This is a genomic window from Winkia sp. UMB3158 (genome assembly GCF_030217145.1).
GTDB classification, from domain to species: Bacteria; Actinomycetota; Actinomycetes; order Actinomycetales; family Actinomycetaceae; genus Winkia; species Winkia anitrata.
This window is the reverse complement of the sequence record NZ_JASONH010000002.1, coordinates 168,627-186,835: the sequence shown is the minus strand read 5'-3', so window position 1 is coordinate 186,835 and position 18,209 is coordinate 168,627. Positions and strand designations below refer to the sequence as shown.

15 protein-coding genes are annotated in these 18,209 nt (G+C 59.8%); 8 read left to right on the top strand and 7 right to left on the bottom strand.

Annotated features, from left to right (window positions below; genetic code table 11):
- Positions 1–14: 14 nt before the first annotated feature.
- From QP400_RS02725 to QP400_RS02695, 7 genes are read left to right on the top strand one after another with little or no spacing between them, the layout of a single operon-like run.
- Positions 15–1,484, top strand: a complete 1,470-nt coding sequence (locus tag QP400_RS02725) for a purine-cytosine permease family protein (RefSeq protein WP_070424945.1) — start codon at positions 15–17, stop codon at positions 1,482–1,484.
- Positions 1,481–2,638, top strand: coding sequence for a CaiB/BaiF CoA transferase family protein (locus QP400_RS02720; RefSeq protein ID WP_004808149.1), 1,158 nt, complete (start codon positions 1,481–1,483; stop codon positions 2,636–2,638). The genes QP400_RS02725 and QP400_RS02720 overlap by 4 nt, the downstream gene beginning before the upstream one ends.
- Before the next feature lie 15 nt (positions 2,639–2,653).
- Positions 2,654–3,415 carry an electron transfer flavoprotein subunit beta/FixA family protein gene (locus QP400_RS02715; RefSeq protein WP_004808147.1) on the top strand — a complete coding sequence of 254 codons (762 nt, stop codon included), beginning with the start codon at positions 2,654–2,656 and terminating at the stop codon, positions 3,413–3,415.
- 12 nt (positions 3,416–3,427) lie between these two features.
- The gene (locus QP400_RS02710) at positions 3,428–4,303 is read left to right on the top strand and encodes an electron transfer flavoprotein subunit alpha/FixB family protein (RefSeq protein WP_004808145.1); all 876 of its coding nucleotides are present in this window, start codon (positions 3,428–3,430) and stop codon (positions 4,301–4,303) included.
- Between the two features lie 15 nt (positions 4,304–4,318).
- Positions 4,319–5,611 carry an FAD-dependent oxidoreductase gene (locus QP400_RS02705; protein WP_004808144.1) on the top strand — a complete coding sequence of 431 codons (1,293 nt, stop codon included), beginning with the start codon at positions 4,319–4,321 and terminating at the stop codon, positions 5,609–5,611.
- A gap of 2 nt (positions 5,612–5,613) precedes the next feature.
- Positions 5,614–5,910, top strand: a complete 297-nt coding sequence (locus QP400_RS02700) for a ferredoxin family protein (RefSeq protein ID WP_004808142.1) — start codon at positions 5,614–5,616, stop codon at positions 5,908–5,910.
- A gap of 49 nt (positions 5,911–5,959) precedes the next feature.
- Positions 5,960–6,742, top strand: a complete 783-nt coding sequence (locus QP400_RS02695; protein WP_004808139.1) for an IclR family transcriptional regulator — start codon at positions 5,960–5,962, stop codon at positions 6,740–6,742.
- A 170-nt stretch (positions 6,743–6,912) separates the two neighbouring features.
- Here QP400_RS02695 and QP400_RS02690 read toward each other — a convergent pair whose 3' ends face one another.
- The 3 genes from QP400_RS02690 to ald form a co-directional block, all read right to left on the bottom strand.
- Complete coding sequence (locus tag QP400_RS02690; protein WP_004808138.1) at positions 6,913–10,395, bottom strand: bifunctional proline dehydrogenase/L-glutamate gamma-semialdehyde dehydrogenase; 3,483 nt, start codon at positions 10,393–10,395, stop codon at positions 6,913–6,915.
- A 66-nt stretch (positions 10,396–10,461) separates the two neighbouring features.
- Positions 10,462–12,036 carry a sodium/proline symporter PutP gene (gene putP, locus QP400_RS02685; protein WP_004808136.1) on the bottom strand — a complete coding sequence of 525 codons (1,575 nt, stop codon included), beginning with the start codon at positions 12,034–12,036 and terminating at the stop codon, positions 10,462–10,464.
- A gap of 233 nt (positions 12,037–12,269) precedes the next feature.
- Positions 12,270–13,388 carry an alanine dehydrogenase gene (ald, locus tag QP400_RS02680; protein WP_004808134.1) on the bottom strand — a complete coding sequence of 373 codons (1,119 nt, stop codon included), beginning with the start codon at positions 13,386–13,388 and terminating at the stop codon, positions 12,270–12,272.
- A 239-nt stretch (positions 13,389–13,627) separates the two neighbouring features.
- Here ald and QP400_RS02675 point away from each other — a divergent pair, with 239 nt between their 5' ends.
- Positions 13,628–14,464, top strand: a complete 837-nt coding sequence (locus QP400_RS02675; protein ID WP_040315484.1) for an undecaprenyl-diphosphate phosphatase — start codon at positions 13,628–13,630, stop codon at positions 14,462–14,464.
- Positions 14,465–14,526: 62 nt separating this feature from the next.
- On the opposite strand, the gene QP400_RS02670 is transcribed toward QP400_RS02675, so the two are convergent.
- From QP400_RS02670 to QP400_RS02655, 4 genes are all read right to left on the bottom strand, one after another.
- Positions 14,527–15,729 carry an amidohydrolase gene (locus QP400_RS02670; protein ID WP_004808128.1) on the bottom strand — a complete coding sequence of 401 codons (1,203 nt, stop codon included), beginning with the start codon at positions 15,727–15,729 and terminating at the stop codon, positions 14,527–14,529.
- Positions 15,730–15,778: 49 nt separating this feature from the next.
- Complete coding sequence (locus tag QP400_RS02665; protein WP_004808124.1) at positions 15,779–16,567, bottom strand: HNH endonuclease family protein; 789 nt, start codon at positions 16,565–16,567, stop codon at positions 15,779–15,781.
- 123 nt (positions 16,568–16,690) lie between these two features.
- A complete protein-coding gene (locus QP400_RS02660; RefSeq protein WP_004808122.1) occupies positions 16,691–17,374 on the bottom strand; it encodes an SOS response-associated peptidase in 684 nt (227 codons plus the stop codon).
- On the bottom strand, positions 17,375–18,169 hold the full coding sequence (locus QP400_RS02655; protein WP_004808120.1) for a trimeric intracellular cation channel family protein: 795 nt from the start codon (positions 18,167–18,169) through the stop codon (positions 17,375–17,377).
- Positions 18,170–18,209 lie beyond the last annotated feature (40 nt).

Genomic DNA, 18,209 nt, shown 5'->3' with positions numbered 1-18,209 from the left:
TTCCAGGACCAAACATGGCTACTAAAGAAAGCACCTCGACGGCGCAGAAGTCCGAGAATTCCTCGATGGAGTCTCGCACTATCGAGCCCGTCCCCCGCTCTGAACGCCACGGCAAGGCATCCAGCCAGTTCACCTTGTGGCTTGGGGCTAACCTCCAAATAACCGCAATCGTCAACGGCACGCTTGGCGTCCTGGTTGGGGCAGACCCAATCTGGGCAATCATTGGCATGCTGATCGGCAACCTCTTAGCCGGCGCCGTAACCGCCCTCCACTCGGCGCAAGGACCGAAGTTGGGCTTACCCCAAATGATCTCCTCGCGCGCCCAGTTCGGCGTGTACGGAGCGGTACTGCCGCTAGTACTAACCGTGCTCATGTACATCGGCTTCGCCGGCACCGGCACAGTACTGTCCGGGCAGGCCATCAACCGCATGTTCGGCATGGGAATCGAACAACCCACCTTCGGCATCATCGTCTTCGGTGTCATTACCGCAGTCATCGCGGTGCTCGGATACAAGTACATTCACAAGCTCGGAAACTTGGCCTCCTGGGCGGGCCTGATTATGCTCGCCTACCTGGGGATTCGCATGTTCACCAAGTATGACGTGTTCGCTGCCTTCCACGGCAACCACTTCCACTTCGTATCCTTCCTGCTGTGCATCGCCCTCGGCGCCGGCTGGCAACTGACCTTCGGTCCTTACGTGGCCGACTACTCCCGCTACCTTCCCTTCGAAACGTCCTCGTCCTCAGTGTTCTGGTGGACCCTGGGCGGGCTGGTGTGTGGCGCCCAGATCTCAATGATCTTCGGCGTGCTACTGGCCTCCCTGCCCACCCCTAAAGGGCAGGGCTTCATCACCAACCAGGTGGGCTTCTTAGGAACCCTAGGTGGCGGCGGCTTCATCGCGATCATCATTTACCTGGTGATCACCATTGGGAAGCTGACCGTGAACACGCTGAATGCCTACGGCGGGTGCATGACCATCATGACCACCATGTCCTCATTCAGCTCGGACAAGCAGAAGGGATTCAACCAGAAGGTCCGCACGGGCATCATCGTCGCGTTCATAGCCGCCTCGGTAATCTTCGCCCTGGTAGCGTCCGCGGATTTCCTAGCCTCCTTCAAGTCTTTCATCCTGACTTTGCTGTTGGCATTCACCCCGTGGACTGCGATCAACCTGATCGACTACTACCTCATCTCGAAGGAACGAGTCGACATTCCCGCCCTCTACGATCCGAACGGTCGCTACGGCAAATACAACGTTCCTGCCCTGACCGCCTACATTGTGGGCATCCTGGCACAGATCCCGTTCCTAAACTCCGACTTCTACACCGGCCCGATGACAAAGGTGCTAGGCGGAGCTGACATTTCGTGGATCATCGGCCTGATCGTCCCCGCGATCATCTACTGGGCTTGGGGGCGCACCGCAGTGAGCGTGCCAGAGCACACCATCTACTTCTATGACGACGAAAAGGAACCAGTGAAATGAGCGAAACTAAGGGCGTCCTCGACGGCGTCAAAGTGTTGGATCTGTCCCGCGTTCTAGCCGGCCCGTACTGTGCGGCCCAGCTAGCAGATCTGGGTGCAGATGCGGTGAAGATCGAATCGCCTCGTGGCGACGATGCGCGCGGCCTTGGCCCGTTCAAGGACAAGGAATCGGTGTACTTTGCGATCTTGAACCGCAACAAACGGTCGGTCACCATGAACTTGAAGGACGAAGGCGACAAGGCTGCCTTCATGGATCTGGTGCGTGAAGCCGACGTTCTGATCGAAAATTACCGGCCTGGCGTAACTTCCCGTCTGGGCATCGACTGGGACACCCTCAAAGGGGTAAACCCGAAGCTGATTTACGCTTCCCTGTCCGGGTTCGGCCAGGATGGCCCGTTCGCCAAGCGCCCTGCCTATGACCTGATCGTGCAGGCCATGACCGGCATCATGGATGCCACCGGGCAAGAGGGCGGCGCGCCGACCCGCGTCGGCGAATCTCTAGGCGACGTGGTAGCCGGAATGTTCATGGGCTGGTCGGTGTGCGCGGCACTGTTCGACCGCACCCGCACCGACCAGGGCAAGCACATCGACGTGTCTATGTTCGATTCAATGCTTGCCTTGCAGGTCACCGCCGCTTCGATGCAGGCCGCAACCGGCAAGCTACCTGGCCGCATCGGCAACCGCCACCCCGTGTCGGTACCGTTCGACACCTACCCCACCAAGGACGGCATGGTTGCTATTGCCGTTGCTAACGACACCCTGTGGGGCCGCCTGGCCACCGTCATGGGCCACGAGGACCTGGCCGAGAACCCGGATTACCTGGGCGACCAGAACAGGTCGGACAAGCTGGAGGAACTGACCGAGCTAGTCTCCTCCTGGACCAGGACCCTGACCACCGATGAGGCTTTGCAGGCTACAGAAAAGGGCGGCATTCCCGCAGCCCCGATCTGGAACTTGACGCAGGCCCTGGAGTCGGAGCAGGTGCGCTACCGCAACACCCTGGGCAGCTTCGACCACCCGATCATTGGCTCCACCCAGTACGTGCGCTACCCCGTGCGTTTTGAAACTGAAGAGCCCGATACCGAATTCACCACCGCCCCCAGCCCCGCCCTCGGCGAATCTACCGCCGCGGACGTGCTTGAGAGCTGGAAGTAGCAAGGAGAGGAAAACATGAGCGTAGTTGTTGCATACAAGTTTGCGCCGAACCCGCAGGACGCTTCTGTAAGCGCAGATGGCGCCGTCGACTGGTCGCGCGCCAAAGAGGCAGTAAGCGAATACGATCCGGTTGCTATGACCGTTGCCCGCACCATGGCAGACGCCGAGGGCGGCGAACTGGTTGGCATCACCGTCGGCTCCAAGAAGGCCAGCGCAGGCAACGCGGTAAAGACCGCTCTGGCGCGCGGACTTGACCGGGCCCTGTTGGTTTCGGACGACGAGACCGCCGAGTGGACTTCCACCAAGATTGCTTCTGCTCTGGCAGACCTTACCGGCCGCGTCGAGGGCGCAACTGCCCTGGTCACCGGTTCGGCCTCTATCGACGAGGGCGCAGGCCTGGTTCCTGCCCTGGTCGCCGGCTACTTGGGGTGGCAGTGCTTCCTCGAAGTCCGCTCGGCAGAGAAGACTACCGCGGGCTGGAAGCTGGTCCAGGAAGTTCCCGGGGGCACCCGCACTGTCGAGGTCGAAGGCAACATCGTGGTCTCTATTGCTGCCAATGCCGTAGAGGCGAAGACCCCGGGCATGCGCGACATCTTGGCTGCTGGCAAGAAGCCTTCTGAGGTTCTTGCCGCCTCCGATGTGAAGGCAACCGATGTTGTTGCCGAAGTATCTGCCCGTTCCGGTGCCTCCAACCAGGATCGCGCCCACAAGCTGTTCGAGGGCGAGAACGCCGCCAGCGAGCTTGCTGATGCCCTGCGCGCAGCCGGCCTGAAGTAGTTAGGACTAATCATGAGCAACACTTTTGTAATTGCAACTAATCCGCAGGTGGCAGCCGTTTTGGAGGCTGCGGGCAAGACTGGCGACGTGACTGTCGTAGCGGTTGGCACCCCGGCTGGTCCCTTCTCGGATGCCGCCAAGGTAGTCAGCGTCGATTTGGGCGAGGGCGTCCCCGCCGAAGCAGCAGCGGCCTCCGTGGCGAAGCTGATTGCCGCTGGCGATCCCGGCCTGGTCTTCGCCTCTGACGCTCCCACCGATCGCGTGCTTGCAGGCGCCGTTGCGGCCGCCCTCGACGCCCCGATCTTCCGTGGCGTCAAGGAGGTTTCCGCAGACTCGGTGACCGTGGCACGCTTCGGTGGCATCACCGAGGAAACCCTTCCGACCTCGCAGAAGCTGGTGCTCCTGCTGGACGGCGGCAAGGACGTAGCCGGAAGCGGGGCCCAGGCAGAAGCGGCGGAAGCCGAGCTGTCCCCCGCCAAGGTAGTGGCTGAAGAAACCGGCGCTGGCACCCAGGTAAATCTGGGCGCGGCAGGCAAGATTGTTGCCTGTGGGCGCGGCTTCAAGAAGGAAGAAGATCTGCAGCTGGCACGCGACCTGGCTGCGGCGGTAGGCGCGGAAGTAGCCTGCTCGCGTCCTCTAGCCGAGGGCGCCGACTGGTTCGATCGCGACCTGTACGTAGGCGTTTCGGGCGCCAAGGTGGCACCCGACTTCTACTTCGCCCTGGGCATTTCCGGGCAGCTACAGCACACCGCTGGCATGCAGGATTCGAAGACGGTCGTCGCGATCAACTCTGACGAGAACGCGCCGATCTTCAAACTGGCAGATTACGGCATTGTTGGCGACCTGTACGAGGTGCTGCCCGCACTGACCGAAGCACTCTCTAAGTAAATGGAAGACGGGGTCATGAACGACGTAGATTTTGAAGTAATCGTTGTTGGGGCTGGCATCGCTGGCATGACTTGTGCCTACCTGCTGGCACAGCAGGGACACGAAGTACTGCTTGTAGAACGCGGCACCGAACCGGGCACAAAGAACCTGTCCGGGGGCGTGTTCTACTGCAAGATTATGCAGGATATTTTCCCTGATTTTCTTGAGCAGGCGCCATACGAACGCAAGATTGCCCGCAACATCTTGTCGTTCATGACCCCCACTGCCGCCACGAACGTCGACTACTGGGACGGTCGCCTGGGTGAGGATTCGACCGCCGTCACTGTGCTGCGCGCAAAGTTCGACCCGTGGCTGGCCGAGAAGTGTGAAGAGGCCGGCGTGGTGATCATGCCCGGCATCAAGGTTGAAGAGCTGCTGCGCGAGGGCGACAAGATTGTTGGCATTAGCGCTGGCGGTGAAGAGCTGCACGCCCACGTGGTTGTTGCGGCCGACGGGGTCAACTCGTTCTTGGCCCAGAAAGCGGGCATCCGGGAAAAGGAGCCCACCGAGAACCTGGCCGTGGGCGTAAAGTCCGTGATCAAACTTGGCGAGGCCGAAGTGTCCAAACGCTTTGGGGTGCGCGACGGCGACGGCCTCGCCTACGCCATGGTTGGCGACTGCACTCAGGGCGTCGCCGGGGGCGGGTTCTTCTACACGAACACTGACTCGGTGTCTATCGGCGTGGTGCTGCGCCTGGACGACCTGGTAAAGAAGGGTAAGTCGTCCTCTGAGATTCACGACCACTTCCTGACCCACCCGGCCGTAAGCCAGTACCTTGAGGGCGGCGAGCTGATTGAATACGGCTGCCACCTGATTGCCGAGGGCGGGCAGAAGATGCAGCACGACCTAGTGCGCGACGGCCTCGTGATCGTTGGGGACGCAGCCGGTTTCACGCTAAACACGGGCTTCACCGTACGCGGCATGGATCTGGCGGCCGGATCTGGCAAAGCAGCAGCACAGGCCATCGACAAGGCCCTTGCTGCCGGCAACTTCAGCCAGGAGCAGCTGGAAGAATACACGCGCCTGGTAGACGAGTCGTTCGTGGGCAAGGACATGGCCACCTACTCGAAGGCCCCAAAGTTCCTTGAAAACCCTGAAATGTACGGCGACATGGGCGAACTGGTCTCGAACGTACTGCACGGCATCTACAACCTAGACCTGTCCCCGCGCAAGAAGCTCTTGCCCACCGCCCTGGGCGCATTCAAGAAGTCGAAAATAGGCGCACTCCGCCTAGCAAAAATCGCTTTCGAAGCAGTGAGGTCCCTATAAAAATGGCAGCACTAAAACTAGGCACAGTTACCGAACGACTAGCCAAGAACTCCTACGAGGTAGACGAGGGCAACTCCCACATTGAGGTCAATCAGGAAGCGGCCAAACGCACTGGTTTCGGCAAAGTGTTAGAGCGTGTTTGCCCAGCCCACGTGTACACAGCAAATGAAGACGGCAGCGTCGACGTGGAATACGCCGCCTGCCTTGAGTGCGGTACCTGCCTGGCAGTTGCCCCGCGGGAAGTGTTGCACTGGGTCTACCCCGAGGGCGCAATGGGCATCTCTTTCCGCGAAGGTTAGCGGAAAACTGCAATAGTAGATACACGCTAAATGTTGGAAGGGGGAGGCCGTGGCAACAAGTAACTCTGCTGCTAATGTGTTGCGCATCCTGAATTCGCTAGCGGGACACATCAAGCCACTGACCGCTGCGTCTTTGGCTCGCGAGCTATCCATGTCGCGGTCCACCACCTACCGCATACTGGGCACGTTGGTCGAGTTCGGCTACGTGTCCCATGACCAGGAGACCGGCCGGTTTTCACTAGGCGTGCGCGCCTACGAACTGGCCTGGGCGTACCAGCGGCAGGAACCACTGCGGCGAATAGCCCTAACCGTGGTTGAGCACATCGTCGATCAGGTTCATCAAAGCGCGCACTTCGCTGTTCTTAGCGGCAAAGACGTCATCTACGTGGTAGAACAGCGCGGCTCAATGGGCCTGTCGCTAGTTACCGACGTCGGGGTGCGCCTGCCTGCCGAACTGACCGCGTCCGGGCAGGCCATGCTGGCGCAGCTGAGCGACAAGCAGGTATCCGCCCTCTACCCTTCTAACCGGTATTTGGCCGACCGCACTGGTTCCGGCCCAAAAACTGTGGTTGAGTTGCAGGAAATCCTGGCGCAAACCCGTGCCCGCGGATGGGCCCAGGAAGTAGAGAACATTACTCCCGGGTGGTCTACGGTAGCCGTTGCCGTGCTAGACAATTCTGGCTATCCCATCGGGTCGCTAGCAATGACCTACCATTCGACCGATCTACCTGAAGACAGGTTGCTGCCGCTGATTAGCAAACTCAAGCAGGCCGCTGCCGCCATTGGCTACCGTGCCGGCGCTGAGCACCAGGCTCACTTCCACGGAGCATAACTATCCCCGCACCGAGAGCACACCAGTTTGCCCAGGGCACACTGAACAGTTCGCATTTCGGTGAGCTTTCAGCAATCCACTGTGCTTTCGACAGCCCGATGCGCTTTGGCCATTGCATAAAGAGGCCGCGCACCCAACTTGTGACTGCGCGGCCTCTGCAACCACTCAAATTAGATTTCTACCCGATCCCCCAGCGGCGTGGGATTACCGAAGCGGTGGTTGGTAAACGACACGGCTTGCTCGTGGACGAACGGAAGTAGTTCCACGCGACCGCTAACCGTAACCGGTTGCGACCAGATTGCCACGTCGGCCACCAATTCCTTGGGTAGGGTAGCAGCCACCTGCGTCGGGTCTCCGCCTAGCATCCGCAGTCGAGCGTCGTACCCGGCTTCCTTCGCCCAACCGGGAACGCCCTCAAGGAAAGCCTCCTTGCTTTCGAGGACGAAGGGAACATGCTGGCGGCGTAAGAATTCGCGCACCTGCGCAGGAAGCTCTGCAGCCGATACGCTCACCTGTGAGCCTGCCGCCAGTCCGGCCGCGACCACGCCAAGTAGCTGCCAAGGCTTCTCGCCCTGGGCAAGGCGTACTAGGACGGGCACGGCCTCGTAGCGCAGCACGTTGCGTTCCACCCCAAGGGCAGATGGGTCGTGGCCGACACCAAATTCCTTTTCGCCCCACTCTTGCGCGGAAACTGCCAGGGCCTGCACGTACTGTCCGCCCTGGTCCAAAGTGGTAGCACTTTGGTAGGCGTCCGCCAAAGCCGGGTTAGAGAGCGAACGTCCAGTGATCTGGGAGGCGTCAACGTCTGTGCGTTCCCAATTGCCGAGGCCGAACAGGTAGGACGGCCCACCTGCTTTAGTGCCAGCCCCAACGGCAGAGCGCTTCCACCCGCCGAAGGGCTGGCGGCGCACAATCGCTCCGGTAATTCCCCTGTTTACATACACGTTGCCGGCGCGCACATGGTCTAGCCAGTAGTTAATTTCGTCAGCATCCAGGCTGTGGATGCCTGCCGTCAGGCCAAATTCGGTGGCGTTTTGCAGTTTGACCGCCTGCTCCAGGGTGTCGGCCCGCATGACCCCCAGGATCGGCCCGAAGTATTCGGTCAGGTGGTATTCGCTGCCCGGTTGCACGTTGGCGCGCACGCCCGGGCTCCACAATTTGCCCGACTCGTCTAGCTGACGCGGGGTAACGGCCCAGTGTTCGCCCTGTCCCAACGTGGTGAGGCCGCGCAGCAGCTTGCCCGATGCGGGAGAAACCAGCGGCCCCATCTGCGTGTCTAGCTGCCAGGGGTAGCCCACCTTCAGAGACTCGACCGCGTCGACTAGCTGGTCGTGGAAGCGCCGCGAGCGCCCGACCGACCCGACCAGGATCACGGTCGAGCATGCGGAACATTTCTGTCCGGCATGCCCGAAGGCGGAGTTGACTACGTCGCGCACCGCCAGGTCCAGGTCGGCGTGCGGGGTAACAATAATGGAGTCCTTGCCGGAGGTTTCGGCTAGCACCTGCAGGCCGGGACGCCAGGACTTGAACAGCCTGGCGGTGTCGATAGAACCGGTCAGGATTACGCGTTCTACCAGTGGGTTTTCGATGAGGGCGCGGCCCAGCTCGCCCTCGGATAGGTCCACTAGTTTCAGCACGTCGCGAGGAACGCCCGCGTCCCACATTGCCTGCGCCAGCATGGCTCCCGTGCGGCGGGCTTCGCGGGCGGGCTTGAAGACAACGCCGGCCCCGGAAGCGAGGGCGGCCAATACGCCGCCGGTGGGGATTGCCATGGGGAAGTTCCAGGGCGGGGTTACCGCAATAACCTTCGCGGGGGTGAACTTCGCGCCGGGCAGGGAATGCAGCGTGTTGGCCTGCTCTGCGTAGTAGTGGGCAAAGTCGGCGGCCTCAGAAACTTCCACGTCGCCCTGGTCAATGGTTTTGCCTGCCTCGGAGCCGGCTACCTCGATCAGTTCGCCGCGGCGTTTAGACAGCAGCACGCCAACCTGGTGCAGGATGTCCACGCGTTCTTGTAGCGGACGGGCTGCCCATTCCTTGCCGCCGCGGGCCGCTTCTTCGACGATCTTCTGCAGCTGGTCTTCAGAGGTTACTGCTGCTTCCTCGATGACCAGGCATCCCTTTTCGCTATCTTTCATGGAGTCGGCGATCTGGCGCGCCCACTGCAGGTTGGCTGGCAGGGACGGGTCTGAATCTGGCGTGTTCTGGAATTGCCAGTTGCCCGCTTCGTCGGTGACGATCGCCTTGATCTCGGCTTCGCCCTCTTCTAGGCGATTCTGTTTGCGGGCAGGGCCTACCGGGTCGTCAAAAGCATGGGAGAGGGCGGCGCTGAAGCGGTCTTGTTCGCGCTGCAGCAGGGCCTCGTTTTGGTCCAGTTCGAAAATGGAAGACATGAAGTTGGACGGCAGCGAGTTCTCTTCTAGCCTGCGCACCAGGTAGGCGATCGCCACATCGTATTCCTCCGGGTTGACGATGGGCACGTAGAAGAGCAGGTGGCCGACGTCCTCGGTTACGGCAGCTGCCTGCTGGGTTGCCATGCCCGCCAGCATTTCGAATTCGATCCCGTCGGTGTGTAAGATGCCGCGCTTCTTGGCCAGCTCGTAGGCAAATCCCACAGTAAACAGGTTCATGCCGGCCACGCCGATAGTCACGTTCTTCGTGTGTTCGGGGCGCAGCGCCCAATCGAGGACGCGGATGTAGTTCGCGTCTGTCGTTTCTTTGTTCGGTTGGGTCACCATGTCCCACCCATGCACGGTTGCTTCCACGCGCTCCATGGAAAGGTTGGCACCCTTTACGACTCGCACCTTAATTGGTGAGCCACCATTCTGGACGCGCTGTGCCGCCCAAGCCTGCAGATCCTGCATGGCAGGAAGCGAATCCGGCAGGTATGCCTGCAGCACGATCCCAGCCTTCAAGTCCTTGAATTCCTCGCGGTCAAGGATCTTCTTGAACACGTCGATGGTCAGGTGCAGGTCGTGGTATTCTTCCATGTCCAAGTTGATGAACTTCTTTGGGGAATAGCTGTTTGCCTTGCGGTATAGCGGCATCAGAGCTTCAACCGCGTAGTCTACGGCCTGTTGGTAGGCCCACGGGTTGTGCGGGCCGATTACGGCGGACACCTTCATGGATACGTAATCCACGTCCTCGCGTTCCAGCAGCCCCATGGTGTCGCGCAACCGCTTTTCAGCTTCCTTGTCGCCAAGGACGGCCTCGCCTAGCAGATTCATGTTCAACCGGGCGCCGCGCGCCTTCAGGCGAGCAATCGACTTTGTCAGCCCAGTACCTTTAGCATCTAGGACCAGGTCCCCTACCAAAGCCTCAAATACTTTGCGGGCCGTGGGAACTGCCACCTCGGGAACTAGCGGAGCGAGCTTGCCGCCCACCGCCAGTGGCCCCTTCAGGTAAGCCGGCAAGAACTGTGGATCCTGGTCCGCCAAGACGCGAATCTGCTGGGCGGCGATCTTCTCGTCCTCGGGCCTGATCACGTTGTCTACGAACCCGACTGTGAAGTCCAGCCCCTTCGGGTCGCGCAGCACTTCACTAAGGAGCTGCCCTGCCCGATCAACCGGGTATTTCTTGGACCGTTCGAGCCAGGATTTTGCTCGCTTTTTCGCGAGTTCCCCAATTTCGGCGTAGTCAACCTCTACGTTGGACATCTTTGACCTTTCCCGTTGCAACTGCTGGCATCCTTGCCATTTACGAAGCTCTATTAGCCTACCTGTTTAGTCTATCTTTGGCTGGTTATTACCTTCTGTGTTCTGGTAGCTAATTGTGGGGCCGGCGAAGGTGCGGTCACCAAAATATTCCGCCAATTCCTGCTCCGATACGGTGGCAAGTCTTTCAGCCAGCGCGAACTCTTCATCTATCTGGCTATTTGGCTTGTAAGTCGCCTTCGACACCGCCCAGGCAACCGCCATACAGAGGGCGAAGCCGGGGATAATTTCGTACAGGCCACCCCACTTGAAAGTCCCCCACACCCCGACGGTGACAGCGCCGGTAACCATGCCCGCGAGCGCGCCCGCCGTTGTCAGTTTTCGCCAATACAGTGCCAAAATCACGATCGGCCCGAAGGCTGCCCCGAAGCCGGCCCAGGCGAAGGAAACCAGGTTCAAAATCGAGTCCGTGCGCATCCAGGCAAGCCCCGCTGCCAGCAAGGAGACTGCTAGCACTGCGATTCGGCCCAGATTCACCCCGCCCATCGGGGTTAGCTTGCGTTTAGTAAGGCCGTTATAGATGTCCTCGACAATTGCCGAGGACGTGACCAGCAGCTGCGAGGACACTGTGGACATGATTGCCGCCAAGATCGCGGCCAACATAAACCCGGCAACCAGCACGGGGAAAAGATTCTGCCCCATAAGAATGAATACGGATTCGGCATCATTTTGCCCGATCTGGACCCTGCCGCGCTGGTGGGCAGCAATGCCGATAATGGCGGTGCCGGACGCCCCCAGTACGGACAGGAACATCCACCCGATCCCAATGCGGCGAGCTTGCTTTGCCTCTTGCGGCGAACGGAGCGCCATAAAGCGAACTACAATGTGTGGCTGCCCAAAGTAGCCGAGCCCCCACGCCAGCGCAGATATGACGCCCACGAAGCTAGCGCCCCCGAAGGGCGAGAGGAAGTCCGGATTGGCCGTGCGCACGCCCTCGGCAACGGCTGCCGGCCCTCCAAGGGCAACGACTCCCACGATGGGCACCGCCACCAGCGCCATCAACATCATTATCCCCTGCACCAGGTCTGTCCACGACACCGCCAGGAAGCCGCCGACCAGCGTGTACAGCACAACCACTGCGGCAACAAGGACCATGCCCAGGTGGTAGTCCATCCCGAAGGCGGATTCGAAGAAGGTGCCCCCGGCGACCATGCCAGAGGACACGTAGAAGGTGAAGAATACGAAAATTATTAGGCCGGCGGCGATGCGAAGCGCGTTCGAGCGATCGTGGAGCCGATTGCCCAGGAAGGACGGTAGCGTAATAGAATTGTTCGCCACCTGCGTGTAGGAACGTAACCGCGGGGCAGTAATTTTCCAGTTCACCCATGCCCCCACTACCAGGCCAACGGCGATCCACCCCTCGACAATGCCGGAAAGATACAGCGCCCCGGGTAGCCCCATTAGTAGCCACCCAGACATGTCGGATGCGCCTGCGCTGAGGGCGGCAACTGCCGGGCCCAGCCCCCGCCCACCTAACATGTAGTCGTCTAAATTCTGCGTTCGTGTGTATGCCCAGATCCCAATGATGATCATGGCCACGAAGTAAATAATCATGGCGATTGCTTGCCCGGACGTTTGCGTCATTGCATTCCCCCATTCAGGTGCCCCATACTGCAATATACTTTACTCAGATTTTTACTTGCGGACAATGGTAGATTACTTTTTTGAAACCCACGCATTACTGTCTAGGATGTACACAGGCATGACATGGCCCCGCATCCGATTAGATGCGGGGCCATGCAGGTTCTTAGAGCCCGCTAGTTAAGGCAAGTGGCTTTACATAGTCGGCTGCAACCGTCCGGGCACCACTTCCGGCACTAGTTTTCGAGCAGCTCTTCGGGATCTACGCATTCGAGGTCGAAAGCTTCGGCTACGCCTGGGTAGGAGATCTTGCCAGCGTGGGCGTTCAGGCCGCGACGCAGGGTTGCATCGTCCTTCAGCGCCTGCTTCCACCCCTTCTTTGCGATAGCGCGAGCGTACGGTAGCGTAGCGTTGGCCAGCGCGGTAGTGGAGGTGTGAGGCACACACCCGGGCATGTTCGCCACGCAGTAGTAGGTGGCGTCGTGCACCGTGAAGATCGGATCATCGTGGGTAGTGGGGTGCGACCCCTCGAAGCAGCCGCCCTGATCAATCGCGATGTCGACCAGTACGGAACCCGGCCGCATCTTGGCTACCATCGCATCGGTTACCAGCTTCGGCGCCTTAGCACCCGGGATAAGTACGGAACCAATGACCAGGTCGGCGTCCGCCACGGCCTCTTCGACAGAGAGCGGGGTGGAGTAGGTAGTGCGGGCCCGGTTGCCCCACTGCCAGTTTGCCCACCGCAGCTTCTCTAGATCATTGTCCAGCACGGTTACGTTCGCACCCATGCCGATAGCGATCTCGGCAGCGTTACGGCCTGCCTGCCCGCAGCCAACAACTACTACGTTGGCGTTGCGCACACCTGCCACGGAGCCCATCAGCACGCCCGGTCCGCCGTGCGGCTTCTCTAGATAGTGCGCGCCAACCTGGGCAGCCAGGCGGCCTGCGACCTCGGACATGGGCACGAGCAGCGGCAGAGTGCCAGCATCGGTGCGCACAGTTTCGTACGCAATAGCGGTGGTACCCGCCTTAATAATGGCGTCGGTACACGCCTTGTCAGCAGCAAGGTGCAGGTAGGTGAACAGGATCAGCCCATCGCGCAGGCGGTGGTATTCCTCTTCGATCGGCTCCTTGACCTTCATGACCATGTCGGCGCTGGCCCACACCTGGTCGGCGTCGTCAATAATCTTTGCGCCAACCTCTTCATAGAGCGAATCGGGATAGGCGGATCCTTCACCGGCCCCCTTCTGGATTAGCACTTCGTGTCCGTCCTGAATCAGGGCGGCAGCACCGGCAGGCGTCACAGACACGCGGTATTCATTGTTTTTAACTTCTGTAGGGACACCAATACGCATAAGGCTCCTTCACCTTCCTTAGACAGAAAACAGCGTTGTTCCAACAAACAAGAATAGTTGTTTACATCACATTCTTCAGTGGTTGAGAGTATTTTCTGCTTCGGTTCCCATATTTGGCACAACTTTTTTGAGGGCGTGGCCTGTTTCGCAGCCGCGAGCGCTCGTGTCTTATGCAGCTTTGCGTATTTGTCACCTAGACTGGTCTGCGTTCGCATTTTTCTACCCTAGGAGTAGCCGTGATTTCTTGGTGGGAGTCCATCATTTTGGGGATCGTCGAGGGCGTAACCGAGTTCCTCCCCGTTTCCTCCACGGGCCATCTGACCATTGTTGAAAACCTACTCGGTCACCCAGTAAATGCTCCTACCGTCACCGCTTACACGGCTATCATCCAGGTCGGCGCCATGCTCGCCTCTATTGTCTACTTCTGGTCGGACATTGTGCGCATCGCGCGCGCCTGGTTCGCTGGTCTGGCCAATAAGCACAAGCGCAAAGCCGACTACCACCTAGGGTGGGCAATCATTGTGGGTGTGGCAGTAACCGCCGTTGTGGGGCTGCTGCTGAAAGACTTGATCGAGGGGCCGCTGCGCTCCATGTGGTTTGTGGCCGCCGGGCTAGTTTTGTGGTCGGTAGCAATGTATGTGGCCGACCGGGTACGCTTCGATCGTGGCGAAGACTCTATTACTTGGAAGGATGGCCTCCTGCTTGGCCTATTCCAGTCGATCGCCCTGATCCCCGGCGTATCGCGTTCCGGCGCAACCATTGCCGGGGCCATGTTCCTGAAGATCGACAGGGTGACGGCCACGCGCATGAGCTTCTTCCTGGGCATTCCCACCCTGATCGCCGCCGGCGGCCTGCAGGCTGTAACCAAGTTTGATCAGATTGGTGCGGCTGGCGGAGTCGGCTGGGGAGCCACCATTATCGGCACCGTAGTGTCCGGCATCGTCGCCTACCTGTCGATTGCGTGGCTGCTGAAGTTCGTTTCGTCGAATAACTTCAACTGGTTCGTGATCTACCGCGTGGCCCTTGGCATCCTGATCGCCCTCGGCCTGGTTTCCGGAGTGATCGCCGGGGTATAGCCGAATAACTCAAAACACTAATCCCGCGCCCGGCGTAACTGCACTAGGCGCGGGATTGTTGTTTACTTGCCCAAATATTCGAGGGCCGCTACCACCTGCGCCTCGGTGCCCACCTGCAAGGAGGGGCTCATGGTGGGAGCAAACTGTGGTGAGTGGTTGCCGGGCGCCGACTCCGGATCGGGGAAGCCCCCAAAGGTCCAGTAGAAGTAAGGCACGTCAAAGGCCTTGGGAATGTAGGTGAAGTCCTCGGAGGCCGTGACCTTTTCCCCGTCTGCATACCGGTCGCCAAAGTAGTCTTTGAACGCCCCGGTGATGCGGTCGAATTGTTCTTCTGGGTTGGCGGTTAGGGGGTAGCGGTTGAAGTATTCAAATTCTGGTTCGCGATCGCTGCCAGAGGCCGCGCATTCCGCCTTCACAATGCGCTCAATGGATTCGGTAACCTTCTTTTGCACCGATTCTTTGTAGGTGCGCACATTCAGTTGCAAGGTTGCCGAATCGGGAATGGTGTTCGCGGAGGCTCCGGCCACAATGGACCCTACCGTAACTACGGCAAAATCCGAGGGCGAAATTTCCCGCGACACAATAGTTTGAAGCCGCAGCACGATCGCGGCGGCCATCACGATGGGGTCAATAGACAGGTGGGGCATAGACCCGTGGGAGCCCTTGCCGTAGACGGTAATTTTCAGGCTAGTTGCGCCAGAAAACGTCGGACCGCAGACGGCATTGACGGTACCCTCTTGGATGCTCACCACGTGTTGGGCAAGGCAAACTTCGGGTTTGGGAACCTGTTCGACCAGCCCGTCCGCTACCATGGATTTCGCGCCTTGGGCCGTTTCTTCACCCGGCTGGAAGAGCGCAATGAAAGTGCCTTGCCACAGGTCTTTTTGTGCCAGCAGGACCTTTACTGCGCCCAGCAGACAGGCAGTGTGCATGTCGTGCCCGCACCCGTGCATAACCGGAGTGTCATTGCCATCGGCATCCTTCTGGGTGCCAGTAGAGGCAAAATCCAATCCCGTCTCCTCTTTTAGGGGAAGCGCATCGAAGTCTGCCCTGGAAAGGATGGTGCTGCCTTCCCCATTTTCGAGGACGGCAACGACTCCCCCGCCGATGCGCTTCGGCTCTACCCCCAGGTCGGTCAGCTCCTGTGTGATCCGCTCCCTAGTCCACTCCTCTTGCATAGATAGTTCGGGATGGGCGTGCAATTCCTTGTACAAGCCCTCTTGCCAGTCCTTCAAGTTGGCTACGATCTTCGCGATGTTGCTCATTATTCCCCCCTTCTTCTACCTATTTATACGGCACATATGCGGGCCCGGCTCAGTGAGCCAGCGCCAGAGTAGGCCCGGCAGGCAATTGTTGGGATGGGCACTCAGAAGCAGTAAGTGCCATAGTGCGCTGTTCGTCGGCTGTAACCGTCAGCCCCCACACCTGTTTTATGCGCACTTGCCGGGCCACGTAGGCGCAACGGTAATCCGCATCGGGGGGAAGCCACCTGTCCGCCGCATACGCGCTCTTCGCTTGGTTAGCTGGGCCGTCCACTGCCAGCAAGTTCAGCGGGTCGTTAGCGAACTTCTGCCGGCGCGGCCCATCCCACTTGTCAGCACCCGAAGCCCACGCATCGGCTAGAGCAACCACGTGATCAATCTGCACCGCCTCGGAAGTACGATTGCCCCGCACAAAGTTGATTACCTTACCCGTATAAGGATCCTGCAACACCCCGGAAAGAACTACGCAATTTCGGGTGCCCGGCTTATAAGTAACCTGGCGCATATCCCGGGCCAAAATGTCGTTGCGAGTGTCGCAGCCATTCCTGTCCTCGTCTGCCCACCGCTGCCCAAACTTACGGCGGTTATAGCGTTCTGCTGGCCTCCCCTGGCGTACGGGCAGATTCTTTACTGTCTGCGCAAACGTAGTGTTTGGGATTTCCTGCAGCACCTTCTGATTAGATTTGAATGCGTCCAAAATAGACCCGGGCCTGTTAGTGCCAGCGACCCCCGCCTTACCAAAGCCACCCAAATCTATGCCCATGGGGGCCACTGCCCACACCAGGACAATGGCAGCGAGGGCCCACGCCACCGCATCGCCGATGCCAAACTTTCGCCTCATGGAAACAACTCTTGCACCTACCCCCGACAAATGGGACGCACGAAAGAGCACCTGTGGATAGTGTGGCGGTCTAAACGAAACTGGGCGCAGCTGTGGACAGCTATCTTCGCCCTCGTTTTGCCATTACGATGCGGCTTCTACCAAGCTGGGATAGTTATTGCGCACGGAGCCGACTTCGCTTCCCACCTTGCGCGGCTGCAACACCGGAGGAGGGATGCGGCCGAGCAGCTCATCAACCTGCTCCCGGTCAGTCAACGCCGGGTTCAGCCACTGCCCCCACAAATCTTCCGGCACGATCACCGGGGTGCGCTCATGAATATGCCCGAGGGCGTCTGGCGCACTTCGGGTGCAAATGGCCGCCGACCCTACCCAACCGGCAGGGCCGCGCCAAGTGTCCGCGATGCCCGCAAACGCTACCAGCGGGTCGCCCTCGCCAGCAGAAAGAAAGTAGGGCTGTTTGCCACCCTCGCTTTGCTGCCACTCGAAATACCCATTGGCGGGGAGCAGCACGCGACGCTTAGACGCTGCAGTCCGGAACGACGGCTTACCAGTCACCGTCTCCGCTCTAGCGTTGATCAACAGGGGCTTATCCGGCCTTTTCACCCAGGAGGGGATCAGCCCCCACCGAAGCCGCCGCAATTCACGCACCAATTCGCCGCCCTCGGCAAACCGTTCCATCACCGCACTCACAGTGTGCGTCGGAGCAATGTTCCAGGATGGGTCGGGGACGCCCTCGATAATCATGTCTACTCCAAAGAGCGCCGCCACGTCCTGGGTGGAACGCCACATCCCGTACCGGCCGCACATTTACTGATCTTCGCCCGTAATCTGAGCGGTGGAACCGGCGTTCTTCTTACGTTCCCGGAACGGCCTGAGTTTGCGGTTGCCACCCAGGATAAACGGCTTTATTTCCGGCTTTACTCCCTTACGCGCTAGCAGTGCTCGCAACTGTTTAGAAGTCATGGTGACCGTCCAGTCGCCAGTTGGCAGCGTCCACCGCCGCCACCCCGAGATGACCGTGCCCAAACCGCCAAAGATGATCGCTACAAGCATTCCGAACACCGGCATGTGGAACTTGTAGAAGATGACCATGATGAGCGAAGCCGCGAGCGCCGGAGTCGCATACAGCGTGTTGCCACCGAAGACGCGGGGAACCATGCCGGAGGCGACATCTCGGATCATGCCGCCGCCCACTGCCGTGACAAGGCCAAGCAGAATGGCTGGGGGAATATTGAACCCTTGGCTGAGTGTTTTGAGAGTACCCGTGGCCGCCCAGCATCCAAGCACCAGGCCGTCCCCAAGGAAAACCATGCGGGTGGCCCAGCGTCCCGAAAGACGCAGCAGAATCGCCACGAACGCCCCGCCGAGGGCGCAAATCAGGTAATACGGATCAGTGAGCGCGACCGGAGGCCCAGCGGGCAACATAATGTCGCGAACGATGCCTCCGCCTAGACCGCTCATGACGGCGAGCACGAAAAAACCCACCGCATCGAAGTTGCGGCGCCGCGCCAACTGCCCGCCAATAATTCCGTTGACAAACACACCAATTAGGTCGATAACACGGAACAGGTCAGGCAGAATCGAATTGAAATTGTCCAGCACGCTCCCAGCTTAGTTGGTAAGTCCGCCATTTTTCGAGGGC